The 22,828-nt window shown below is 70.9% G+C and carries 19 protein-coding genes; 11 read left to right on the forward strand and 8 right to left on the reverse strand.

All coding sequences use genetic code 11. The features are described 5' to 3' along the window. Window positions 1–29: 29 nt before the first annotated feature. Entirely contained in the window at window positions 30–1,442 is a 1,413-nt protein-coding gene (locus L3Q67_RS16985) for an aldehyde dehydrogenase family protein (protein ID WP_499190418.1), read from the forward strand. Next, the gene (locus tag L3Q67_RS16990; RefSeq protein WP_499190419.1) at window positions 1,442–2,611 is read left to right on the forward strand and encodes a CaiB/BaiF CoA transferase family protein; all 1,170 of its coding nucleotides are present in this window, start codon (window positions 1,442–1,444) and stop codon (window positions 2,609–2,611) included. The genes L3Q67_RS16985 and L3Q67_RS16990 overlap by 1 nt, the downstream gene beginning before the upstream one ends. On the opposite strand, the gene L3Q67_RS16995 is transcribed toward L3Q67_RS16990, so the two are convergent. The 6 genes from L3Q67_RS16995 to L3Q67_RS17020 all read right to left on the reverse strand — a co-directional run bounded on the left by L3Q67_RS16995 (window position 2,601) and on the right by L3Q67_RS17020 (window position 9,290). Continuing rightward, window positions 2,601–3,122: a hypothetical protein gene (locus tag L3Q67_RS16995; protein ID WP_499190420.1), complete on the reverse strand. Its 522-nt coding sequence runs from the start codon at window positions 3,120–3,122 to the stop codon at window positions 2,601–2,603. The genes L3Q67_RS16990 and L3Q67_RS16995 overlap by 11 nt on opposite strands. Before the next feature lie 17 nt (window positions 3,123–3,139). Beyond that, complete coding sequence (locus L3Q67_RS17000; RefSeq protein ID WP_499190421.1) at window positions 3,140–3,433, reverse strand: hypothetical protein; 294 nt, start codon at window positions 3,431–3,433, stop codon at window positions 3,140–3,142. A gap of 114 nt (window positions 3,434–3,547) precedes the next feature. After that, window positions 3,548–4,285, reverse strand: coding sequence for an IclR family transcriptional regulator (locus tag L3Q67_RS17005; RefSeq protein ID WP_499190422.1), 738 nt, complete (start codon window positions 4,283–4,285; stop codon window positions 3,548–3,550). 39 nt (window positions 4,286–4,324) lie between these two features. Further along, complete coding sequence (locus L3Q67_RS17010; protein WP_499190423.1) at window positions 4,325–5,461, reverse strand: serine hydrolase domain-containing protein; 1,137 nt, start codon at window positions 5,459–5,461, stop codon at window positions 4,325–4,327. A 71-nt stretch (window positions 5,462–5,532) separates the two neighbouring features. Next, window positions 5,533–7,929, reverse strand: coding sequence for a tetratricopeptide repeat protein (locus L3Q67_RS17015; RefSeq protein WP_499190424.1), 2,397 nt, complete (start codon window positions 7,927–7,929; stop codon window positions 5,533–5,535). Window positions 7,930–8,342: 413 nt separating this feature from the next. Continuing rightward, the gene (locus L3Q67_RS17020; protein WP_499190425.1) at window positions 8,343–9,290 is read right to left on the reverse strand and encodes an alpha/beta hydrolase; all 948 of its coding nucleotides are present in this window, start codon (window positions 9,288–9,290) and stop codon (window positions 8,343–8,345) included. A 114-nt stretch (window positions 9,291–9,404) separates the two neighbouring features. Between L3Q67_RS17020 and L3Q67_RS17025 the strand changes: the two genes are divergently transcribed. Next, complete coding sequence (locus L3Q67_RS17025) at window positions 9,405–9,965, forward strand: TetR/AcrR family transcriptional regulator (RefSeq protein WP_499190426.1); 561 nt, start codon at window positions 9,405–9,407, stop codon at window positions 9,963–9,965. Here L3Q67_RS17025 and L3Q67_RS17030 read toward each other — a convergent pair. After that, window positions 9,946–11,586, reverse strand: coding sequence for a glycosyltransferase family protein (locus L3Q67_RS17030; RefSeq protein ID WP_499190427.1), 1,641 nt, complete (start codon window positions 11,584–11,586; stop codon window positions 9,946–9,948). The genes L3Q67_RS17025 and L3Q67_RS17030 overlap by 20 nt on opposite strands. Window positions 11,587–11,691: 105 nt before the next feature. On the opposite strand from L3Q67_RS17030, the gene L3Q67_RS17035 reads away from it, so the two are divergent. Continuing rightward, window positions 11,692–12,003, forward strand: a complete 312-nt coding sequence (locus L3Q67_RS17035) for a hypothetical protein (RefSeq protein WP_499190428.1) — start codon at window positions 11,692–11,694, stop codon at window positions 12,001–12,003. On the opposite strand, the gene L3Q67_RS17040 is transcribed toward L3Q67_RS17035, so the two are convergent. After that, window positions 11,966–12,454, reverse strand: coding sequence for a winged helix DNA-binding protein (locus L3Q67_RS17040; protein ID WP_499190429.1), 489 nt, complete (start codon window positions 12,452–12,454; stop codon window positions 11,966–11,968). The two genes, L3Q67_RS17035 and L3Q67_RS17040, sit on opposite strands and share 38 nt — an antisense overlap. Window positions 12,455–12,492: 38 nt before the next feature. On the opposite strand from L3Q67_RS17040, the gene pip reads away from it, so the two are divergent. The 7 genes from pip to rhaS all read left to right on the forward strand — a co-directional run bounded on the left by pip (window position 12,493) and on the right by rhaS (window position 22,822). Further along, window positions 12,493–13,419, forward strand: coding sequence for an alpha/beta hydrolase family protein (pip, locus tag L3Q67_RS17045; RefSeq protein WP_499190430.1), 927 nt, complete (start codon window positions 12,493–12,495; stop codon window positions 13,417–13,419). A 57-nt stretch (window positions 13,420–13,476) separates the two neighbouring features. Next, window positions 13,477–14,427 (forward strand): Lrp/AsnC family transcriptional regulator, encoded by a 951-nt coding sequence (locus tag L3Q67_RS17050; protein WP_499190431.1) that lies wholly within the window; start codon window positions 13,477–13,479, stop codon window positions 14,425–14,427. Window positions 14,428–14,487: 60 nt separating this feature from the next. Next, window positions 14,488–17,640 carry an alpha-L-rhamnosidase gene (locus L3Q67_RS17055; RefSeq protein ID WP_499190432.1) on the forward strand — a complete coding sequence of 1,051 codons (3,153 nt, stop codon included), beginning with the start codon at window positions 14,488–14,490 and terminating at the stop codon, window positions 17,638–17,640. A gap of 574 nt (window positions 17,641–18,214) precedes the next feature. Continuing rightward, the gene (locus L3Q67_RS17060; protein WP_499190433.1) at window positions 18,215–19,708 is read left to right on the forward strand and encodes a sugar ABC transporter ATP-binding protein; all 1,494 of its coding nucleotides are present in this window, start codon (window positions 18,215–18,217) and stop codon (window positions 19,706–19,708) included. Beyond that, the gene (locus tag L3Q67_RS17065; RefSeq protein ID WP_499190434.1) at window positions 19,705–20,796 is read left to right on the forward strand and encodes an ABC transporter permease; all 1,092 of its coding nucleotides are present in this window, start codon (window positions 19,705–19,707) and stop codon (window positions 20,794–20,796) included. Before L3Q67_RS17060 ends, L3Q67_RS17065 begins: the two co-directional genes overlap by 4 nt. Continuing rightward, the gene (locus tag L3Q67_RS17070; protein WP_499190435.1) at window positions 20,796–21,758 is read left to right on the forward strand and encodes an ABC transporter permease; all 963 of its coding nucleotides are present in this window, start codon (window positions 20,796–20,798) and stop codon (window positions 21,756–21,758) included. The genes L3Q67_RS17065 and L3Q67_RS17070 overlap by 1 nt, the downstream gene beginning before the upstream one ends. Continuing rightward, window positions 21,755–22,822 (forward strand): rhamnose ABC transporter substrate-binding protein, encoded by a 1,068-nt coding sequence (gene rhaS / locus L3Q67_RS17075; protein WP_209662199.1) that lies wholly within the window; start codon window positions 21,755–21,757, stop codon window positions 22,820–22,822. Before L3Q67_RS17070 ends, rhaS begins: the two co-directional genes overlap by 4 nt. The last annotated feature ends 6 nt before the right edge of the window (window positions 22,823–22,828 follow it).

The raw sequence follows: 22,828 nt of genomic DNA on the forward strand, positions 1-22,828 counted from the left end.
GACACCGGACCAACAAGGGAGTTCGCTCGATGCGTGACGTGATCTATGTCGACGGGAAGTGGGTCGCCTCCGCCGCACCGGAGACCATCGACGTGGTCAACCCGGCCACCGAAGCGGTGATCGACCGGGTGCCCGCGGGCAGCGCCGCGGACGTCGACGCCGCCGTGGCCGCCGCGCGCCGGGCCTTCGACAGCTGGTCGGCCACCCCCGCTGAGCAGCGGTGCGGCTACCTCGGGCAGCTCGCGGCGAAGCTCAAGGAACGCAACCAGCAGATCGCCGAGGCGATCACCGCGGACATGGGCGCGCCGGTGAAGATCGCGCAGAAGGTGCAGGCCGGCCTGCCCGCGGTGGTGGCCGCCAGCTACAGCGACCCGGCGGTCGTGCCCGAGCGCGGCGAGGAGGTCGGCAACTCGCTGATCGTGCGCGAACCGATCGGCGTGGTCGGCGCGATCACGCCGTGGAACTACCCGCTGCACCAGATTGTGGCGAAGGTCGCACCCGCGCTCGCCGCCGGCTGCACGGTGGTGCTCAAGCCGAGCGAGGTGGCCCCGCTGGCGGCCTACCTGCTCACCGAGATTTTCGACGAGATCGGCCTGCCCGCCGGGGTGTTCAACCTGGTCAGCGGCACCGGCCCGGTGGTGGGCGAGGCCATCGCCGCGCACCCGGACATCGACATGGTCTCGTTCACCGGCTCCTCGCGCGCCGGCGCGCGGGTCTCCGAGGTGGCCGCGGGCACGGTCAAGCGGGTGGCGCTGGAACTGGGCGGCAAGTCGCCCAACGTGATCCTGCCCGACGCCGACCTCGCCACCGCGGTCAAGGCCGGGCTGAGCAACGTCTACCTCAACAGCGGGCAGACCTGCACCGCGCTGACCAGGATGATCGTGCACCGCGACCAGCGCGACGAGGTGGTCGGCCTGCTCGCCGAGGGGGTGGCGAAGTTCAGCGTCGGCGACCCGGCCGACCCCGCCACCAAGCTCGGGCCGCTGGTCTCGGCGGCCCAGCGCGACCGCGTGCGCGGGTACATCCAGCAGGGCATCGAGGAGGGCGCGACGCTGGTCGCCGGTGGCCCGGACGCGCCGGAAGGCCTGGACCAGGGCTACTACGTGCGGCCGACCGTCTTCGCCGACGTCACTCCGGAGATGACCATCGCGCAGGAGGAGATCTTCGGGCCGGTGCTCTCGGTGCTGACCTACGAGACCGAGGACGAGGCGGTGGCCATCGCGAACAACACCCCGTACGGCCTCGCCGCCGCGGTCTGGGCCGGGGACGCCGAGCACGCCACCGCGGTCGCCAGGCGCATCCGCGCCGGTCAGGTCGAGGTCAACGGCGGCGCGTTCAACCCGCTGGCCCCCTTCGGCGGGTACAAGCAGTCCGGCAACGGGCGTGAGCTGGGCCGCTTCGGGTTGGAGGAGTTCCTCGAGACGAAGGCGATCCAGCGCTGATGCGGCCGCTGGACGGCCTCCGGGTGCTCGACCTCTCCCGCATCCTCGCCGGGCCGTACTGCACGCAGTACCTCGGGGAGATGGGCGCCGACGTGATCAAGGTCGAGCCGCCGGGGCACGGGGACGACACCCGGAACTGGGGCCCGCCGTTCGTGGGTGACACCGACGAGGCCGTCTACTTCCTCGCGGCGAACCGCAACAAGCGCGGCATCGTGCTCGACCTGAAGAGCGAGCGCGGCCAGGAGGCCGTCCGGCGGCTGGTGGCGCGGGCCGACGTGCTGGTGGAGAACTTCCGCCCCGGCACGCTGGAGCGCTGGGGGCTCGGCTACGACCAGCTGTCGGAGCTGAACCCCCGGCTGATCCACGTGTCCATCACCGGTTTCGGGCAGACCGGCCCGTACCGCGACCGTCCCGGGTACGACCTGATCGCCCAGGGCATGGGCGGGGTGATGGGGCTGACCGGGGAGGCCGGCGGCGCGCCGGCGAAGGTCGGCCTGCCGGTGGCCGACCTGAACGCGGGAACGTGGGCGATCATCGGCGTGCTGATGGCGTTGCAGGCCCGCCACGCCACCGGTCGCGGGCAGTACCTGGACGTGTCGCTGATGGACGCCCAGGTCGCCTGGCACATCTACGCGGCGGGCGCGTACTTCTACGACGCGAAACGGCCCGAGCGGATGGGCTCGGCGCACCCGAGCATCGTGCCGTACCAGGCGTACCCGACCGCTGACGGCTGGCTGAACGTGGCCGTGGGCAGCGAGAAGCTGTGGCGCGCCTTCTCCGCCCTGCTGGAGCTCCCCGACGACCCGCGCTTCGCCACCAACGCGCTGCGGGCGGAACACCGCGACGAGCTGAACGAGCGGATCTTCGCGGTGATGCGCACCCGCACGAGCGCGGACTGGCTGAAGAAGTTCGAGGAAGCGTCCATCCCGGCCGGGCCGATCAGCACCATCGACGAGGTGTACGAGGACCCGTGGGCCGAGGAACGCGAGCAGATCGTCCGGCTGCCGCACCCGAGCGTGGGCACCTACTACGGCACGGGGTTCCCGGTGAAGGCCTCGGAGACCCCGGCCCGGCCCACCTCCGCGCCACCGCTGCTGGGCCAGCACACCGCCGAGGTGCTCGCGGAGCTCGGGTACACCGAAGAGGAGATCGCCGGGTTCACCCGGTGAGACCGTCCAATTCGGACGCGAGCCCCTCGATCGCCAGCAGGTACTGCTCGACCTGGTGCACGATCGCGGTGCACGCCTCGTGCACCAGGTCGGCCGGTTCCGGGGTGAGGTCGCCGTCGAGCACCAGCACGCAGGCGGGGTCGGCCTCGATCGCGACGTGCACCGCGTACCGCGCGGCGGCGCGGGCGAACCCGTCGAGCTGGTCGGCGATCCGCAGCCCCGCCATGACGGTCCGGTCGGCGGCCTCCCGCTCGTCCCGGTAGGCGCGCACCAGCTCCCCGCGATCGGCGCAGCCGCCGCGGATACGTGCCTCGCTGTACTCGACATTGGCTTCGGCCAAGGGTTTCTGCGCGGCCCGCGCTCGCTCCACCATGCCGCGCAACGCGGCGGGCGCGCAGTCGACGTAACGCAGCGCGTCCACCGGATCGGCCGTGTGCAGCAACTCGGCCGCGGCCCGCAGCCGCACCAGGTGCGCGGCCGCGGTCCGCAGCTCGGGATGCATGAACACCATGGGGAGAATTCTCCCACTCAGGCGTAGCGCAGCGCGTGACCGTCGGCCGCGTCGCGCAGCTCGAACGCCTCCCGCTCGGTCGCGTCGGCGAGCACCCGCATCCCGGCGGCCCGGGTGCGCAACGCGGCGTTCCACCGGTCCGCGAGCAGGCGCGCCTGCCCCGAGATGCCCAGCGGCGGCCCGCCGGTGAGCGGGTCGGGCTCCTCGCGCCCCAGCTCCAGGACCCCGGCGGCGAACCGCACGGTCTGCGCCGCGTCCTCCATCATCGCGGCGGCCTGCCCCAGTTCGGGTCTGACTTCGTACGCGGCCATCGGCAACTCCTCGGTCCGGTGCTCCACTGGATACGACGTCCGGTGGTATGAACGGTTCCGTTGAACCACCCCGGGCAGCCGTGACCGCGCCGCCGCGCCGGGGGCCGGGCCGAATCACAGCACGAAGTGAGTAAAAGCCTCTTGGATTCGTTGCGCGTGTGAGTGGAGGACGGTGATGGCGGCGCGCTTGGCGGCATCGCCGATCCGCATCGCCGGGCCCGCCACGGTCAGGACGGTCGCCCGCTGACCTGGCACGCGCACCGGCACCGAGCAGGACCACGCGCCCTCGTCGACCTCGACCGCGTACCGGTTGACTTCGACTCGTTTCAGCTCGTCGCGCAGGCTGCCGCCGCTTCGCTGCACCACCTCGGCCAGCCGGCGGCTGCGTTCCGGTTCGGGCAGGCTGGCCAGCAGCATCCGGCCGGAGGCCCCGGTCCCCAGCGGCATCGAGTGCCCCGGCTGGAAGGTGAACCGCACGGCCTGGTCGCACTCCACCCGTTCCGCGCACACCGCCGAGTCGCCGAAGTGCTGGAACAGGAGCACGGTCTCCCGCAGCTCGCGGGCCACGTCCTCCATCACCGGGCGGGCCAGCCTGGCCAGGTCGTTGGCCACCTGCGCGGCCCGCGCCAGCGGCATGACCTGCGAGGTGGGGTGGTAGCGCCCCGCGCGGCCCTCTTCCAGCAGCTGCAGTTCCTTGAGCAGCGCCACGTACCGGTAGGTGGTGGCGATCGGGGTGCCCAGTAGCGCCGCGAGTTCGGCCACGGTGGCTTCCGGCCGCCGCTCGGAGAACGCCAGCAGCAGCTGCAACACTTTGCGAGAGCTGCTGGCGCCCGGTGTCCGCTTGGCGGTCATCGCCCCATGGTTGATCAACTTCGCCGGGTCCGCAACCGGCTAGTCGCAGAGGGCTCGGTCCAGGACGTGCTTGGTCACCGCGCTGGAGGGGCCGCCGAAGTCCTGGGTGGACAGTGAGAGCACGATGCCGCGGCGGCCGTCGTCGCTGAAGCCGTTGCGGGTCTGGAACCCGTGGATGTCACCGCCGTGCGACCACGAGACCCCGCCGCAGCTGAGCGGTGTGCTGGTGATGCCGAGCCCGTATCCGCTGCCCGGATCGGTCTCCTGCCACGTCTTCGCGGGCACGGTCTTGCGCATCTCGGCGAACTCGGACCGGCGCAGCAGCTTGCCACCGAGCAGCGCCTGCCAGAACCGGCTGAGGTCGCTGGGCGTGGAGATCATGTCCCCGGCCGCGCCACCCCACGACGGGTTCAGCTCCGTGGTGTCGACGATCTTGGTGGTGCCGGGGAAGACGCTGTACCCGTGGGCGTGCGGGTGCGGCAGGCCGACGCGCTCACCGGGGGAGTAGGTGTCGCGCAGGCCCAGCGGCTTCAAGATCCGCGACCGGACCTCCGCCGCCCACGGGTTCCCGGTGACCTGCTCGATCAGCATGCCCGCCAGCAGGTAGTTGGTGTTGGAGTAGTTCCAGCTGGTGCCGGGCGCGAACTCCGGCGGCTGCGCCATGGCCTGCTTGACCAGCACCTCCGCGCTGGTGGAGTCGAAGCGGTGGGCGAGGAACTCCGCCTCGCTGCGCAACGGGAGGTCGTTGGTGTAGTTGTACAGCCCGCTGGTGTGCTGGAGCAGCTGGCGCACGGTGATCTGGTCGCCACCGGGGCTGGTGACCACGCCGGGGAGCAGGTCGGCGACCTTGTCCTCCAGCGACAGGCGGCCCTGCCCGACCAGCTGCAGCACCACCACGGCGACGAAGGTCTTGGTGTTGCTGCCGATGCGGAAGGCGCCGTCACGCGGTACCGGTTTCGCCGTGCCCGCCTCGGCGACGCCGGAGCGGGCGCTCCACCGCCGCGAACCGGTGTCGACCTGCGCCTGCACGCCGACGATGCCGGCGTCGCGGATGGCGTCCAGGTCCTCCTGCAACGCGGAGCGGTCGTAACCGGGCGTGGTGGCCAGCGCCGGGACGGCGGTGGTGAAGGTCAGGGCGGTGATGACGGCTGCTGTGGTGATCCGGGTTGCTCGCATACCTGGAAAACTAGGGGGCGCGCGCGCCCGGTCACAGGGAGTGGCCACCCGTCTCCGGGGTGGGGCTGGCCCTACCTCCGGAACGCGCGCTCGAACCGGGTCCGCCGCGCGGACACCGGGCTGAGGGCGTCGCCGTCGGCGAACCAGTCGGCCAGCGCGGCCCAGGCCTCGGCCGCCTGCTGGAAATCCTTGCGGGTGCGCGGCACCACCACGTCGTGCCGCGGGACGCGCAGCAGGTGCGACAACTCCACCAGCCGCTCGGTGCAGCGGCGCAGGTACAGCTCGGTCTCCTTGTTGACCGTGTCCTCACCCTGCGGCAGCTGCCACTCCTTGCGCAGCTCGAGGTCGTCGGTGAGCCCGGCCGCCCTGGTGAACAGCGAGTGCTCGGAGTAGGCGGGGAAGCGGATGTCGTCGCAGGCGTACCCGGAGGCGTGCGACCAGCGCTGCAGCGCCTTGATCGCCTGGTACCGCGTCTGCCACTCCTGGTTCGCCGACGCCAGCTGGGAAATCGTCTCCCACGCGTCGTGTTCCGCGCGGTGCCAGGTGTCCGCGGCCAGCTCGTCGACGAATTCCTTGGGCTGCGGGGTGTACCGGCGCCAGGCGTGCGCCAGGCAGCTGGCGATGTGCCGGACCAGGGTGGCGGTGTAGGTGGACAGCTCCCAGGCGTGCACCCGGCGCGGGCGCAGCGGGGTCGGGCGGTCGGGGGAGTAGGTGATCATCTCGAAGGTGCGGAACTCCGGCTGCCCGCGCAGCGTGGACAGGTCCGGGTCCTCCGACATCACCCACGGCCGCCGCTGCGCCAGGTAACCGGTGTGCCGCGAGGCCGCTGCGCTGTCCAGCTCCGCGATCGCTTTGGTGACCAGGGTTTTCTTCTCGTCGACGCCGAGCGCGCGCACGGTTTCCTTGGTGGCGCTGGGTTCCCCGCGCATCCCGGACGGCAGCAGGGCGACCGCGTACACGCAGGCGGCGTTGTAGTGCTCGTGCCAGACGGACGCGGGACCGCGGGGCTGGAGCTGCTGCCGGACCACCTCGGTGAGCGCGTCGATCGACGGCGGCCAGTCCGTGTCGGCCGCCAGCGGCTCGAACCCGTCCACGGACACGTTCTTGACCGCCGAATAGCCGCCGAGCGGCGCGCCCATTTCGGCGTGGGCCATCGAGCGGCGCAGGTGCGTCGCGAGCAGGCCGAGGCGCAGGCAGTTGTCGGACAGCAGTTGCCGCAGGTGCTTCGGCCGTGGTTCGGCGATCAGCTTCTCGAGTTCGTACTGCGCGACCTCGCAGAAGTACGCCCGCAGCCGCGCGGCTTTGACCTCGTTGGTCGAGCCGCCGGGGTCGTCGAGCAGGCCGTCCGGCGGGGGCAGCGTTTCGCGGTAGCGCTCGAACCGGAGCTGGATCGATTCGCGCATCCGGATCTGGCGCATGCGGGTCTTCGGATCGCCGAGCCACCAGTCGTGGGCGAGCCAGTCGCCGCGGCCGAGGACCAGCGCGCGGCGGTAGCGGGCGAGCAGCAGCGCCGCGGCTTCCGGGGTGGACGGCCCGTACCTCCGGTTTTCGCACAGGGTCACCACGTCGTCGTAGGTGACCAGTGCGGCGAGGTGCAGGTCGAGGCGTTCCTGGAGGTTGCCGATCTCGACGCGGATGTGCACGTTGGCCGGGTCCAGCTCGATCGCGCGGTGGTACTCGGCGAGCGCTTCGTCGTAGCGGCGCTCGGTTTTGTACTGGTTGGCGCGTTCGTAGGCGTCGAACAGCGCGCCGGGGATCTTCGCGCCGCGCCAGCGGGCCCACTGCTGGTTGCGGCAGTACTTGCTGCGCGGGATGACGAGCGCGGCCACCGCGTTGGCGGCGCGGCCGAGCAGGCGCTGCTCGTCGTCGTCGGTGAGCAGGAGCGGGCTGGCGGCGAACCCGGGCTGGCGCACCACGTCGAGCACGAGCTGGTGCTGCCCGTCCCGGGTGCGGAGTCGGCCGCTGATCCGGATCGCGTGCGGTGGCCGGGCGAGGCGGATCAGCCGGGACGCCACGCGCCACCAGCCGGTCGCGGCTTCGCCCGCGCTTTCCACGATCTGGATGAAGTCGTAGGAGCGGGAGACACCGGGGACCACGGCCGGGGTGTACATCCGTGATTCGTTGAGCTTGCTCTTGAACACCGCGGTGACCTCGGCGGGCGAGGAGTCGCCCTCGATCTCGAACAGCTCGATGTCGACCTCGTTGGCGTTGTACGCGGCGATCTCCAGGCGCGCGCGGCCGATGCCGTAGAGCATGAAGAGCAGGCTGACGATGAACCCGCTGAACAGGGCGACGGTCATCGTGAAGGAGGCGCCCACCGGGGCGTCCGCCGGGACGGTGAGCCGGTAGGGCAAGACGAGGAAGGCGAGCGCGAGCAGCGCGGCCGCCCCGCTGAACACCCACCAGCGGACCATCCGCGCCTTCGGCAACTCGGCCGGCTCGAACTCCGGCCGGTGACGAACCGGCATCACTGCGCAAAACCCCCTCGGGCGAAAATCCTGCCAGAGGGGGTGGGGTGTGTACAGGGGGTTACCGGGGAGTCGAAGGGGCCACCCCGGATTTCGATTGTCACTACGGCGAAGACCCTGATGTCAAGGCGGGAAAGATGCCTTGACATCAGGGTCTTCGCCGTGTTTTGGCTTGGGACCGGGGATGGGGAGGGGTGGGTGGCCTGGGTGGGCGCGTTGGGCTGCCCGGCTCCCGTGGGGGTGCCGGGGGCCTCGTGGGGTGCCGGGGGTCCCGTTGGGTGCCGTGAATGTGGCTTTCACGGCGGAATGTGCCGTGAAAGCCACATTCACGGCATGGTCGAGGGGGACAATGTCACGAATGTGGCTTTGGGGGCGGAATCGGCTCCCAAAGCCACATTCGTGTCCATCGGGCCTTAGGCGAGGGCGGAGCGCAGGGTGGCGGCGGCTTGGGCGATGGCGGCGGCGGCCGCGGGGGTTTCGCGGAGGGCGTTCAGCATGACGAAGTCGTGGATGACGCCCTGGTAGCGCACGGCCGTCACCGGGACGCCTGCCTGCCGCAGCTTGTTCGCGTAGGCCTCGCCTTCGTCACGCAGCACGTCCGCTTCGGCGGTGATCACCAGTGCCGGCGGCAGGCCCTGCAATTCTTCCGAGCTTGCCCGCAGCGGCGAGGCGGTGATTTCCGCTCGCTGCGCCGGGTCGGTGGTGTACTGGTCCCAGAACCATTGCATTCCGTCCCGCCGCAGGAAATAGCCTTCGGCGAACAAACGGTACGACTCGGTGTCGAAGTTCGCGTCGGTCACCGGGTAGAAAAGGACCTGCTGCCGGAACTGCACCTCGCCGCGCTGCTTGGCCAGCAGGGTGACCGCCGCGGTCATGTTGCCGCCGACCGAGTCGCCGGCGATGGCGATCCGCCCGGCGTCCAGGTTGTGTTCGCCGCCGTGTTCGGCGACCCACTTGGCGGCCGTGTAGTTCTCTTCGATCGCGATCGGGTACCTGGCTTCCGGCGAAAGGCTGTACTCCGGGAACACCACGGCCGCGCCCGCGCCGACGGCCAGTTCACGGATGAGCCGGTCGTGCGTGTGCGAGTTGCCGAACACCCAGCCCGCGCCGTGCAGGTACACGATCACCGGCAGCGGACCCTCGGCCCCGGCCGGGCGGATGATCCGGACCCGCACGTCGCCGGGGATGGTCAGGTCTTCGATGTCCACGGCGGGCTTGGCGATCTCACCGCTCTGCACCTCGTCGACCGCCTTGCGACCGTCGGCGGGGGCCAGGTCGAACAGGAACGGCGGCTGCGAAGTCGCCTCGGCGAAGGCCTGGGCGGCCGGTTCGAGCGGCAGGTTGTGCGGGTTCGCGGTCATGGCGACTCCTCAATGAGGGAGAACGTTCTGTCTCGTTCTGTTGAGATCGAAACTAGCCCGCCGGCCCGGCTTCGGCAAGGAGAATGAGACAGAACGTTCTGTTACGCTCGTCTCATGGGCACAGCGACAGGCCGTCCCTCGGCGGCGAGGACCCGGCTGGTGGAAGCCGCCGCGCGCATCTTCTACGCCGACGGCATCCACGCGGTCGGCGTGGACCGGGTGATCGAGGAGGCCGGCGTCAGCCGCGCCACCTTCTACCGGCACTTCCCGTCGAAGGAGGCGCTCGTCCGCGCTTACCTGGAGGCGGAGGACCAGGCGATCCGCGCCAACGTCGCGGCCGCCGAGGCGCGCGCCGAGAACCCCCGTGAGCTGCTGGAACGCCTGGTCGTCGGCCTCGGTGACCAGATCTGCGGCGCCGGTTTCCGCGGCTGCCCGTTCATCAACGCGGCCGCCGAGTACCCGGATCCCGAGCACCCCGTCCGCGTGACCGTGCGCGAGCACCGCGACTGGTTCGCCGGCGCGCTCGCCGACCTGGCTGTCGCCGCGGGCATCCCGCCGGAGCTGTCCGGCGTGCTGGTCTTCCTGCGTGACGGCGCGATGGTCGGCGGCTACCTGGAGGAGCCGGAGGTCGTGCGGGAGAGGCTGGCGCTGACGGTCAGGGCGTTGGTGCGGTAGCCGGGCAGGGCTCGTAGACGAACCGCGGATCGGCGTCCAGCGCGGCGATCAGCGTCGCGGCCTGGTCCTTGCGCGGGAACACCACGGCGTAGAGCTGCGTGCCCTCGCGGCGGAAGTTGGCCACCTGGTAGGTGTCGCGGTAGATCGCGTCGTCCGTGCACTGTGGACGGACGGCGAACCCGTTGCCGGTGACGATGCCCAGCGCGGGCCTGCGCACGTGGACCACGTAGTCGTAGTCGTGCGCGATGTGCCCGATCGGGCCGCTCTCCTCGGTGCGCAGGCCGTTGCGCGCGATGTGCTCGTCGGTCAGCCCGAGCACGTCGACCACCGGCACCGCCGGACCGGCCCGGTAGGACAGCGCGCCGTTGGCGTAGGTGCTGATCAGCGTGCCCGGCGGCAGGTTCTGCCCGAGCAGCGACCCGAACTCCTCCATCTCGGCGATCTTCGCGCGCCACTGGTGCATCAGGTCGAGCATCTTCGGATCGGTGATCGACACCAGCAGCGACAGCCCGCAGATCGCCGCGGCGGCCAGCGGCATCAAGCGCAGCCCGGCGACCCGCGTCCGCAGGCGTTCGGTGTCCAGCAGCCCGTACGCGGCGACCGAAGCGACGCCGAGCAGCGGGGGCACCGGCGCGAGCAGGCGGTACGCGGGCATCCAGTCACCGCCCGCGTAGGTGATGAACGCGAGGTAGGTCAACGCCAGCACGAAGATCAGCCACACCAGCGAGGAATCCGCGTCCGCACGCCGGAACCACACCAGCCCGGCGATCGCCAGCGCCGCGAGCACCAGGAAACCCAGTGATGCCACGGCGAACCCGCCGAGGTACTCGCCGCCCTGGGCGATCTGCCAGCCGAACGAGCCACCCGACTTCGCGGCGACCGCGTTGGGCAGCAGATGGCCGTAGTAGACGACGCGCCAGATGGTCCACGGCAGCGCCAGCACCAGCAGCCCCGCCGCGTATTCGAGCACCGGCCGCCAGTTCGTCCGCTTCCGGACCGCGCGCAGCAGCAGGTAGAGCCCGACCAGCACGGCGATCAGCAGCCCGTCCGGCCGGGTCATCCCGGCCAGCGCGACCAGCAGCCCGGCGATCAGCGGCCGTTCCACCGCGAGCGCGTAGAGCACGCCGAGCACCAGCAGCAGGAACAGCGGCGTTTCCAGGCCGGACGGCCCGTAGGCGGCCAGTCCGCTGGCACCGGCGGTGAGCACCGCCGCGAGCACGCCGAGCGCCTTGTCCTTCACCAGGCGGTTGACCAGGAAGTACGACAGCACCACGCACGCCACCGTGCACACCACGCCCAGCACCGCCGCGCCGACCACGATGCCCTTGCCGAACAACGCCTTCGGGACGGCGATCAGCAGCATCCACAGGAAGTTCGAGTACCCCTCGACCCGCTCGCCCACGTTGAACACCGGGCCGTTGCCGTCCGCGAGGTTCTCCGAGTAGCGGAAGGTGATGAAGGCGTCCTCGGCCACGGTGGAGAACAACGCCTGGTGACCGAGCGAGTACGCGACCGCGCCCGTCAGCGCGGCGACGCGCCACGCCCGGCTGGTGGAGATGCGGGTCCAGCCCCCGAGTACCAGAGCGGTCAGCAGCAGCCAGCCGCAGATGAGCGCAACCACACCAGGTCCTTCGGCAACGGGGTCGGGGTCCGCGTCAATCTACCGGGGCCCCTGCCTGGGACTTTCCCCGCCCGAGCTGTCGGTGGGGCGTGGGAGGATCGACGTATGGAACCAGCCGACAGCCCCGAGATCGCCGAGCAGCTGCCGCTCCCCGGCCGTGAGCCGCTGCAGGCCTTCCTCCGCCGCCAGGCGCACCACCGCGTACCCGCGCCGCCGTCCGCCGACGCGGCGCGCGGCCGGACGCCGTCGGGCACGGTGCACCTGGTCAACGACGCCTGGCTGCCGGTCTGCGGAGCCGGCCTGAACACCTGGGACCCGCTGCGCGGACTGTCGCCGACCGAGGAGCCGGTCACCTGCCGCCGGTGCGCGGACGTGCATCTCAAGGACCTGCGGAACGATCAGCTGCGGCTGTTCTGAGCCGGGTGCCGACGCGGTCGTGGAAGGGCCGCCGTTCCAGCGCGCGGGTGGCGGCGGCGACCAGTTCGACCAGTGAGTACGGCAGTTCGGCGTCCAGTTCGGCGAGGGCGGCCTCGGTCGCCGCCCACTCGGCGTCGAGCACGGGCAGCAACTCCCGCGTCTTCGGGGTCAGGTGCACGATGCGCTCGCGCGCGTCCGCGCCCGGCCGCAGTTCGGCGAGGTCCAGCCGGCGCATCTGGGTCACCGTCTGACTGGCGGCCGAGTGGGTCACGCCCAGCGCCTCGGCGAGGTCGCGGATCGGCAGCGGACCGCGCTCGGTCAGCGTGCGCACCACGGGCGAGAACCGCGGCCGGAAGCCCGCCAGGTCCAAGTCGGCGGAGACCCGGGCGACATCGCCGTCGAGCAGGTCGAGCAGGTGCCGGAGCTGGGTGCCGAACCCGGTGGTTGTCACAGCGCTAATATAACAGCGCTAATACAACTGGAGGAACCATGTACACGCACGGCGAGCCGTACGACAGCGGCCTGCTCGACGTCGGTGACGGCAACCTCGTCCACTGGGACGTCTCGGGGAACCCGGCGGGCAAGCCCGCGGTCCTGCTGCACGGCGGTCCGGGCGTGCCCTCGCCCAACGGCCGCCGCTACTTCGACCCGGCGGCCTACCGCGTGGTGCAGTTCCACCAGCGCGGTGTCGGCCTCAGCACGCCGTCGGTGATCGACCACGAGACCGACCTGAGCGTCAACACCACCGAACACCTGCTCGCCGACATGGAGTTGCTGCGCGAGCACCTGGACATCGAGCGCTGGCTGGTGTTCGGCGGCTCGTGGGGCGCGACGCTGGGTTTCGCGTACGCGGAACGGTTTCCGGCGCGGGTCACGGAACTGGTGCTGGTGGCGGTCACGAACACCCGGCCGTCGGAGATCGACTGGCTCTACCGCGGGCTGGGCATGGTGTTCCCGGAGGCGTGGGACCGGTTCCGCGAAGGGGCCGGAGACGACGACGTGGTCGGCGCGTACAACCGGCTGCTCAACGACCCGGACCCCGCTGTCCGCGAGAAGGCGGCCCGCGACTGGTGCGCCTGGGAAGCGGCGGCGGTCGACGAGCAGACCCCCGACCCGCGCTGGGCCGACCCGGACTTCCGGATGGCGCTGGCCCGCACGGCGGCGCACTACTTCCACCACCACGCCTGGCTGGAGGACGGCGTCCTGCTGCGGGAAGCGGGCAGACTGGCCGGGATCCCCGGCGTGATGGTGCACGGCAGGCGCGATCTCAGCGCGCCACTGGGAACCGCGTGGGCGATGGCCAAGGCCTGGCCGGACGCCGAGCTGAAGGTGATCGACGAGGGCGGTCACTTCTCGGAGGGCGCCATGGAAGAGGCGGTGCGGGCCGCGATGGACCGCTTCGCGACCGGGGATTGAAGCGATCCAGTAGATCAGCGTCTATCGGTGCATCCGTGCGCGATCTAGCCTGATTCGGTGACCCCGCACGCGTTCGACGACCTCGACCGCCGTTTGCTCCACGCCCTCCAGCTCGACGGCCGTGCCTCGTTCAGCCGCATCGGCGAGGTGCTCGGAGTCTCCGGGCAGACCGTCGCCCGGCACTACGCCGCCTTGCGTTCGGATGGTGCGGTCAAGGTGATCGGGGTGAGCGATCCGGAAGCGCTCGGTGAGGCGCTCTGGCTGACCAGGGTGCGGTGCCCGCCGGACGCGGCGGACGCGGTGGCCACCGCGATCGCCGGCCGCGAGGACGCCTCGTGGGTGCGGATCACCTCCGGTGGCACCGAAATCGTGTGCGCCATCAGGGCTTCCGGGGACAAGACCCCGTTGGTGCCGAAGCTGCCGCGCGTGCTCGACGTGACCGCGCAGTGCGTGCTGCACGAGTTCCTCGGCGGTGGTGAAGGTCTGCTGCGCAAGGCTCGCGTGCTGACCAGGGCCGAAATCGACGAACTGACCTGGTCGGCCGACGCCCCACCGCGGCGGGAGATGTCCGAACAGGACCATCGGATGATCGAGTTGCTGCGGGACGACGGCCGGACCCCGGTGACCGAACTGGCCGGGGCGACCGGCTGGTCGCAGACCACGGTCCGCCGCCGCCTGGCCGAGCTGCGGGCGGGCGGGCTGCTGCGGTTCACCGTGGACTTCGACCACCGGATCTTCGGCTTCGGCGTGCACGTCCTGCTGTGGCTCACGGTCGAACCCGCCGACCTCGACCTGGCGGGCCGCCTGCTGGCCGAGGAGCACGCCGAGGTGGCCTACGTCGCGGCGACCAGTGGTCCGACCAACCTGGTCGCCGGGGTGGTCTGCCCCGCGGTCAAGGACCTCTACGGCTACCTGACCCGGCGGCTGGCGGTGCTGCCCGGCGTCCGGCGGATCGAGACCGCGCCGGTGGGCCGGACGGCGAAGAGCGCGCGGGCAACCGGGTGGTGAGGCGACCGGAACCGGACATCGGCGTTGCCGCGCGAGTGGCGTCGTTCGTACGTTCCGGTGATGACTGGTGGAGTGAACCGGCGTAGCTTCCTGCAGACCTCCGCACTGGGCGCGGGCGTGCTCGCGCTGCCCACCGGGGAGGCGGCCGCAGCGGACCGGGCAGAGGAGGCGGGCGTGCTCCGCGTCGAACGGCTGACCGTCGAATACGCGGAAACCCTGCTGGGCACCGATGTGGCCCGGCCGCTGCTGTCGTGGGTGCCGGTGGCGCCCGGCCACGGCGCCCGGCAGACGGCCTACCAGCTCGAGGTCGACGGGATCTGGGATTCGGGGCGGGTGGCGTCGGATCGCTCGACCGCTGTTGCCTATGACGGCCCGGCGTTGCAGCCGCGTACGCGGTACCAGTGGCGCGTGCGGGTGTGGGACCAGGACGGCCGGTCGTCGGACTGGAGCGCGTGGAGCTGGTGGGAGACCGGTTTCCTCGGTACCGAGTGGACGGCGGCCTGGATCGGCGCGCCCGCACCGGAAGCGCCGCTCGAGTTCACCGGCTCGTCGTGGATCTGGTCGCCGGGCAGCACGAGCGGCAACGCGCCGGCCGGTCCCCGCTGGTTCCGCGCGACGCTCGACCTGCCCGCCGGGGTCACCGAGGCGGAGCTGATCGCCACGGCGGACGACGACTTCACCCTGTTCCTCAACGGGGAGCAGGTGCTGCACGCGCCCGAGCAGGTCGACGGCTGGCGGACCGCGCGGCACGCCGACGTCTCCGTCAGCGGCCGTGTTGTGGTCGCGGTGCTCGCCACGAACCGGGGTTCGGTGTCGGTCAACCCGGGCGGCCTGCTGGTCCGGCTCCGGGCCGGGACGCACGAGCTGGTCACCGGTCCGGGCTGGCGGGTCGCGGACACCGAGCAGAGCGGCTGGCAGCAACCGGACTTCGACGACAGCGGGTGGGCCGAGGCCGCGGTACTGGCGCCGTACGGCCAGGGTCCTTGGGGCAGCGGCGTTTCGGTGCAGGTACCGCAGGTGCCCGCGCCGCTGCTGCGTCGTGAGTTCACTGTGGACAAACCGATCGCGAGCGCGCGGCTGTACATCAGCGGTCTGGCGTACTACGAAGCCGAGATCAACGGCGAGCGCGTCGGCACGCAGGTGCTCGATCCGGGGTTCACCGACTACGACAGGACCGTGCTGTACGCCACGCACGACGTCACCGGGCTGCTCAGTGGTGGGGCCAACGCGATCGGCGTGACGCTCGGGCGCGGGTTCTACGGCATGACCACGCCGAACGTCTGGCGCTGGGAGAAGCCGGACTGGCGTGGTGAACCGAAACTGCTGGCACAGCTGGAGATCACGCACCCGGACGGCAGCCGCACGACCATCGCGTCGGACACCTCGTGGCGGCTCGCGGACGGCCCGACGGTCTCGGATTCCCTGTACGCCGGGGAATCCTACGACGCGCGCGAGGCGAAGCCGGGGTGGTCGGCGACCGGTTTCGACGACAGTTCCTGGCGGGCGCCGGTCGTGCACAGCGCGCCGAAGGGCGTGGTGCGTGCTCAGCAGCACGAGCCGATCGAGGTCGTGGAAACCGTGACGCCGGTGTCGATCACCGCGCTGCGGCCGGGGGTGTTCGTCGCCGACATGGGCCGCACGATGGCGGGCTGGACGAAGCTGACCGTGAGCGCACCGGCGGGTACGACGGTCGAGCTGTGGCACGGCGAGCGCCTGCGTGAGGACGGCAGCGTCATCTGGGAGAACGGGCACGTGCCCGGGCGGCACCAGAAGGACTTCTACACCTGCGCGGGTGGTGGTGAGGAGACCTGGGAGCCGAAGTTCTCGTACAAGGGCTTCCGGTACGTCGAGGTGCACGGGTTGACGACGCAGCCTCGGCTGCTCGGCCGGGTGGTGCACACGAAGGTGCGTGAGGTCGCTTCCTTCCGTTGCTCGGAGCCGTTTTTCGAGCAGTTGGACCGGGCGATGCGCCGGACGCTGCTGAACAACCTGCACGGCATCCCGACCGACACCCCGATGTATGAGAAGAACGGCTGGACCGGGGACGCGCAGCTCGGCGCGCCGAGCCTGGCGTACGCCTTCGCCGTGCCGCGGTTCCTCACCAAGTGGATCGGGGACCTCGCGGACAGCCAGAACGAGCCGGGGCAGCTGCCGGTGATCGTCCCGAGTGGCGGCTGGGGTTACCAGGAACTGGCGCCCGCTCCGGAGTGGACGACCGTCTATCCTTTCCTGGTCCGGGAAATGTATCGCTGGTACGGCGACGACCGGGTGGCCGCCGAGCACTGGCAGCCGCTGACCCGGTACCTGGACTGGGAAATCGGGCGGCTGGAGAACGGGCTGGCGGTCACCGCGCTGGGCGACTACCTGCCGCCGGGGTACGGTGGCGTGCCGCCGGAGGACACCCGGCTGACCGCCACCGCCTATCTGCACCGAGCGCTCGTCGGCGCCGCCGAACTCGGCTCGATGCTCGGGCACGAGGCGACCGCGGCCCGGTACCGATCGGTGGCGGACGGGCTCCGGGAGGCGTTCAACGCGGCCTTCCTCGGTCCGGAAGGGCACTACCGGACGGCGAAGGACCCCGGCTACCGGCAGACGTCGAACGCGATCCCGCTGGCCTTCGACCTGGTCCCGGCGGGGGCGGTGCAGTCCGTTGTGGACAGTCTGGTGGCGGACATCCGGGCGCGGGGCAACCACCTGAACACCGGGGCGCTGGGAACCAGTGTCCTGCTGCGGGTGCTCACCGCCCACGGTCACGCCGATGTCGCCCACGCCGTGGCCACGCAGCGGAGTTATCCGAGCTGGGGGTACTGGTTCGACAACGGTGCGGACACCATGTGGGAGATGTGGCAGCTGGACTCGCGTTCGCGGGACCACTACTTCCAGGGGACCGTGGTGCAGTGGCTGTACGAGAACGTCGCCGGCCTGCGCCCGGGGGACGCGGGGTACCGGACGTTCACCGTGCGCCCGGACGCGCTGACCGGCGTGCACTGGGCGGGGAGCAGCGTGGAAACCGTGCGGGGGCGGGTCGGCGTGCACTGGACCAAAGTCAGCGAGGGACTACGGCTGACCGTGGACGTCCCCGTGGGTTCGGAGGCCGAAGTCCACCTACCCGGCACCGTCACCTCCGTCCCCGCCTCCCCGCGCATCCGCACCGACCGCGGCTACGCCGTCCACCACATCACCCACGGCCAATGGCGCTTCCACTCCACCTGACCCTCCGCCCTCCCGCCGAGTCCCACGTCCAGGCAGCCGAGTCCCACACTCGTGCAGCCGAACCCCACGTTCAGGAAGCCGAACCCCACGTTCGTGACATCCGGGCTGGTGGTCAGCCGGCGGTCGAGCTGGCCGAACTCCACACTCAGGTGTCCGAGTCCCACGTTCAGGCAGCTGAGCTCCACACTCGTGCAGCCGAACCCCACATTCGCGGCGGGGTCAGCGTGCGACTCGCCAGCCACGAATGTCGGGGCTCGGCTGATCGGGTGCGGGACTCGGCTGCCCGGGTGTGGAGTTCGCGAGCGTGAGTGTCGAACTCGGCTGCCTGAGTGCGGGACTCGGCTTCCTGAACGTGGAACTCGGCTGCGGGAACGTGGGGTTCGGCTTCCTGAACGTGGGGTTCGGGTTGTGGGGTGTGGGGGTTGAAACGTTCTAATGGGGGTGGTAGTGGGGGCGGGTGAGCGCGTCAGTTTCGGGACAAGGTGGGCGTAGAACTTGACATGGGTCACAGTTTCGACGCACTCTCGGCTCATCCGTGGATTGAAACGATTTATTCACGCGAGGGAGAAGGCCAGTGACCGAGCACCCGGTGACCGAGTTGCGCGAGGTTACCAAGGCCTTCGGCGCGGTGCGGGCGTTGGCCGGGGTGTCGCTCGGCCTGCGCGCGGGTGAGGCCCACGCGCTCCTCGGCGAGAACGGGGCAGGCAAGTCCACGTTGATCAAGGTGCTCGCGGGCGCCCACCGCCCGGATGAGGGCAGCGTGCTGATCGACGGCAGGCCCAGCCGGTTCGGGGGGCCCGCCGACGCCAGGGACGCCGGGATCGCGGTCATCTACCAGGAGCCCACCCTGTTCGGGGACCTGTCCGTGGCCGAGAACGTGTTCATGGGCCGCCAGCCTCTCCGCAGCGGCCGCAGGATCGACACCCGCGCGATGCACCAGGCCGTGCGCGAGTTGTTCAAGCGCCTCGGCGTCGCACTCGATCCGGCGCGGCCGGCGCGCGGGCTCTCCATCGCCGATCAGCAGGTGGTCGAGATCGCCAAGGCGCTGTCCTTCGACGCGCGCGTGGTCGTGATGGACGAGCCGACCGCCGCGCTGTCCGAAGTGGAGGTTCGCAGGCTCTTCGGCGTGGTCCGCGCCCTGCTCGACGCCCAAGTAGCGGTGCTGTTCGTCTCACACCGGCTCGACGAGGTCTTCGAGCTGTGCACCAAGGCCACCGTGCTCCGCGACGGCGAGCACGTCTGGACCGGCGAACTGGCCGGGCACACCCCCGAGGACCTGGTCCGCCGCATGGTCGGCCGCGAGCTGTCCACGCTCTTCCCCAAGCAGGCCACGGCGCCCGGCGAGGTCGCGCTGAAAATAAACCGCCTGACCAGGGAAGGTGTGTTCACCGACGTCTCCTTCGACCTCAGGGCGGGCGAGATCGTCGCGCTCGCCGGGCTCGTCGGGGCCGGGCGGAGCGAGGTGGCCCGCGCGATCTTCGGCATCGATCGCCCCGACGCCGGAACCGTGCGAAGAAACGGCAAACCCCTCAAACCGGGTTCACCGACCGCCGCGATGGCCGCCGGGATCGGCTTCGTGCCCGAAGACCGCAGGCAGCAGGGGCTGGTGATGGACGCGTCCATCGAACGCAACGCGGCGCTGGCCTCGCTCGGCACGCTCAGCCGCGGCGGCCTGATCCGCAAGAGGGACGAACAACAGCTGGCCAAGGACTGGGCCGTCAAACTGCGGCTCAAGTTTTCCCGGCTCGGCGACCCCGTCGGCGTGCTCTCCGGCGGCAACCAGCAGAAGGTCGTGCTGGCGAAGTGGCTGGCGAGGAAGCCAGCCGTGCTGATCGTGGACGAACCGACGCGCGGCATCGACGTCGGCACCAAGGCCGAGGTCCACCGGCTGCTGTCCGAACTCGCCGCGGAAGGGGTGGCGGTGCTGATGATCTCGTCCGAACTGCCCGAGGTGCTCGGCATGGCCGACCGCGTGCTGGTGATGCACGAGGGCAGGCTCGCCGCCGAGCTCGACCGGGCGGCGGCCACCGAGGAAACCGTGGCGCTGGCCGCGGCGGGCCGGGCATGAGCGCCGAGTCCACTGTGGACCAGATCGCCCCGGAGCGGGGTGCGGGCGCCCGGCGGCTCGCCGATCGCGCCGGCAAGGTCCGTGAGCTGGGCATCCTGCTCGCGCTGCTGCTCGTGGTCGGCGGCACCGCGCTGAGCAATCCGCGGTTCATCGAGGCCCAGAGCGTGCGCGACCTGCTGCTCAACGCCTCGATCGTGGCGCTGCTCGCGGTCGGCCAGACCATCGTGGTGATCACGCGCAACGTGGACCTGTCCGTCGGCTCGGTTCTCGGCCTGGCCGCCTTCCTGACCGCGGACACCTTCGCGTCGAACGAGAACCTGCCGGTGGTCGCCGGGGTCGCGTTCGGCGTGCTGATCGGACTGCTCTGCGGGGCGGCGAACGGCCTGGTGGTCGCGCTCGGCCGGGTGCCGAGCCTGGTGGTCACCCTCGGCACGCTCTACGTCTTCCGCGGCCTCGATTTCGCGCTGGCCTCCGGGCAGCAGGTCAACGCCGCCGACCTGCCCGAGAACCTGCTCGGCCTGGGCAGCGGGCGCCTGCTCGGCGTGCCGAACCTGGTCTTGATCACGCTGATCGTGGTGCTGGCCGCGTGGTTCTACCTGCGTTCGTACCGGTCCGGCCGGGAGCTCTACGCGATGGGCTCCAACCCGGAGGCCGCGGTACTGGCCGGAATCCCGGTGCGCCGCCGTACTTTCACCGCTTTCGCCGTGTCCGGCGCGATCGCCGGGCTGGCCGGGGCGCTGTGGGCCGCGCGCTACGGCACGGTCGACGCCGCCGCGGGCACCGGGCTGGAACTGCAGGTGGTCGCGGCCGTGGTGGTCGGCGGCGTGGCCATCTTCGGTGGTTCGGGGACCGTGCTCGGCGCGGCGCTGGGCGCGCTGCTGCTCAGCACGATCGCCGGTTCGCTGGTGGTGCTCGGCGTGCCCGCGTTCTGGCAGCAGGCGATCACCGGCGCGTTGCTGCTCGCCGCGATCTCGATCGACCGGCTGGTGGCGCTCCGGCTCGCGGCTGCCTTGCGGCGCAACAACGCCGTGTCGCCTGCACGGGGAACGACCCCCGGACCCCCGGACCGCTCGAAGGGAGGGGCGTGATGGCCCGCCTGCTGCGCTGGGAGTCGGTGCTGGTGCTCCTGCTGGTGGTGGTCGCGGTGGTCGGCAGCGTCCGCACCGGCGGCACCTTCCTCTCCGGCGGCAACCTGTTCTACCTCGGCCTGGACATCGCCGAAATCGCGTTGATCGCCCTGCCGCTGACCCTCGTGGTGGTCTCCGGCGAGATCGACCTGTCGGTCGCCTCGGTGCTCGGGCTGTCCAGCGCGCTGGTCGGCACGCTCTGGAACGCCGGCTGGGCACTGGAACTGATCCTGCCGGTGGCGATCCTCGCCGGGGCGGTGTGCGGTGCGGTCAACGGCCTGCTGGTCACCCGGCTCGGCCTGCCCTCGCTCGCGGTCACCATCGGCACGCTCGCCCTGTACCGCGGGCTCGCGCTGGTGCTGCTCGGCGACACCGCGGTCGCCGACTTCCCGGCGAGCTTCACCCAGTTCGGCAACACGCCGATCCCCGGCACGCAGATCCCGTACCCCATCCTGCTGTTCGTGGTGCTGGCCATCGGGTTCGCCGTGCTGCTGCACTACAGCTCGTTCGGCCGGTCCGCCTTCGCCATCGGCGCGAACGACGAGGCCGCCCGCTTCTCCGGCATCCGGGTCAAGCGCGTCAAACTGGTCCTCTTCGTGCTGACCGGCGCCGTCGCCGCGATCGCCGGGATCGTCTACACCCTGCGGTTTTCCAGCGCCCGCGCGGACAACGGCAACGGGCTCGAACTGGCCGTGGTCGCCGCGGTGCTGCTCGGCGGGGTCTCGATCTTCGGCGGCAAGGGCACGCTCGGCGGGGTCATCGCCGGGGTGCTGCTGCTCGGCGGCCTGCGCAACCTCCTGATCCTCGACGACGTGTCGACCGAGGTGCTGACCGTGGTCACCGGCGCGCTGCTGCTCGCCGGCGTGCTCATCCCGCGCTTGCTCGGCAGCCGGTTCACCCCGGCAGGAAGGAAAACCCGATGAACACACGATCCGCCGCACGACGAGGTGCCGCGGTACTCGGCATGGCGCTGTTGCTGGCCTCCTGTAGCGGGACCACAAAGGACAGTGCCGACCAGGGGCCCGCGCCCGCGGCCAGTGGAGCCGCGAACCCGGCCGCCCCGCTGAAGACCGGGCTGAAGATGACCTTCCTGCCCAAGCAGGTGAACAACCCGTACTTCACCGTGGTGCAGCAGGGTGGCGAGAAGGCCGCGGGCGAGCTGCAGGCCGAGTTCAAGGCCACCGGCCCGTCCGACGCCAGTGCCTCCTCGCAGGTCACCTACATCAACACCGCCGCGCAACAGCGCCAGGACGCGCTGATCATGGCGGCCAACGACGAGAACGCGGTGGCCCCGGCGCTGAAAACCGCGCGCCAGCAGGGGATGAAGGTGGTCACGCTCGACTCCGACGTGGCGGCCGACGCCCGTGACGTGTTCATCAACCAGGCCGATTCCCGGGACATCGCGGTGAAGCAGGTCCAGCTGATCTCCGAAGCCGTTGGCGGCAACGGGGAAATCGCCATCCTCTCGGCCACCCCGAACGCGACGAACCAGAACACCTGGATCGAGATCATGAAGCAGGAACTGGCGAAGCCCGAGTACGCCGGGCTCAAGCTGGTCGAAACCGCCTACGGCAACGACGACGACCAGACGTCGTTCCAGAAGACCCAGGGCCTGCTGCAGGCACACCCGCAGCTCAAGGGCATCGTCTCGCCGACGACGGTCGGCCTCGCCGCGGCCGGGCGCTACCTCAGTTCGTCGGAGTACAAGGGCAAGGTCGCGCTGACCGGCCTCGGCACGCCGAACCAGTTGCGGGCTTACGTCAAGGACGGCACGGTCGGCAAGTTCGCGTTGTGGGAGCCGAACAAGCTCGGCTACCTCGGCGTGCAGGCGGCGACCGCGCTCGCGTCCGGCCGGATCACCGGTGCCCAGGGGGAGAAGTTCTCGGCCGGGGAACTGGGCGAGTACACCATCGGCGCGGAGGGGGAGGTCGTGCTCGGCCCGCCGACCGTGTTCGACGCGGCCAACATCGACCGGTTCGACTTCTGAGAGGGG

This window comes from Saccharothrix sp. AJ9571, from assembly GCF_021725495.1.
Classification (GTDB): domain Bacteria; phylum Actinomycetota; class Actinomycetes; order Mycobacteriales; family Pseudonocardiaceae; genus Amycolatopsis; species Amycolatopsis magusensis.

What these genes read in the sequence shown, in the direction of transcription:
- L3Q67_RS17025 (WP_499190426.1), top strand. Translation starts at nt 9,405, where the DNA reads ATGGGCACAGCGACAGGCCGTCCCTCGGCGGCGAGGACCCGGCTGGTG.
- L3Q67_RS17055 (WP_499190432.1), top strand. Translation starts at nt 14,488, where the DNA reads ATGACTGGTGGAGTGAACCGGCGTAGCTTCCTGCAGACCTCCGCACTG.
- L3Q67_RS17015 (WP_499190424.1), bottom strand. Translation starts at nt 7,929, where the DNA reads ATGCCGGTTCGTCACCGGCCGGAGTTCGAGCCGGCCGAGTTGCCGAAG.
- L3Q67_RS16995 (WP_499190420.1), bottom strand. Translation starts at nt 3,122, where the DNA reads ATGGTGTTCATGCATCCCGAGCTGCGGACCGCGGCCGCGCACCTGGTG.
- L3Q67_RS17000 (WP_499190421.1), bottom strand. Translation starts at nt 3,433, where the DNA reads ATGGCCGCGTACGAAGTCAGACCCGAACTGGGGCAGGCCGCCGCGATG.
- L3Q67_RS16990 (WP_499190419.1), top strand. Translation starts at nt 1,442, where the DNA reads ATGCGGCCGCTGGACGGCCTCCGGGTGCTCGACCTCTCCCGCATCCTC.
- L3Q67_RS17070 (WP_499190435.1), top strand. Translation starts at nt 20,796, where the DNA reads ATGGCCCGCCTGCTGCGCTGGGAGTCGGTGCTGGTGCTCCTGCTGGTG.
- L3Q67_RS17020 (WP_499190425.1), bottom strand. Translation starts at nt 9,290, where the DNA reads ATGACCGCGAACCCGCACAACCTGCCGCTCGAACCGGCCGCCCAGGCC.
- L3Q67_RS17005 (WP_499190422.1), bottom strand. Translation starts at nt 4,285, where the DNA reads ATGACCGCCAAGCGGACACCGGGCGCCAGCAGCTCTCGCAAAGTGTTG.
- L3Q67_RS17010 (WP_499190423.1), bottom strand. Translation starts at nt 5,461, where the DNA reads ATGCGAGCAACCCGGATCACCACAGCAGCCGTCATCACCGCCCTGACC.
- rhaS (WP_209662199.1), top strand. Translation starts at nt 21,755, where the DNA reads ATGAACACACGATCCGCCGCACGACGAGGTGCCGCGGTACTCGGCATG.
- pip (WP_499190430.1), top strand. Translation starts at nt 12,493, where the DNA reads ATGTACACGCACGGCGAGCCGTACGACAGCGGCCTGCTCGACGTCGGT.
- L3Q67_RS17065 (WP_499190434.1), top strand. Translation starts at nt 19,705, where the DNA reads ATGAGCGCCGAGTCCACTGTGGACCAGATCGCCCCGGAGCGGGGTGCG.
- L3Q67_RS17035 (WP_499190428.1), top strand. Translation starts at nt 11,692, where the DNA reads ATGGAACCAGCCGACAGCCCCGAGATCGCCGAGCAGCTGCCGCTCCCC.
- L3Q67_RS16985 (WP_499190418.1), top strand. Translation starts at nt 30, where the DNA reads ATGCGTGACGTGATCTATGTCGACGGGAAGTGGGTCGCCTCCGCCGCA.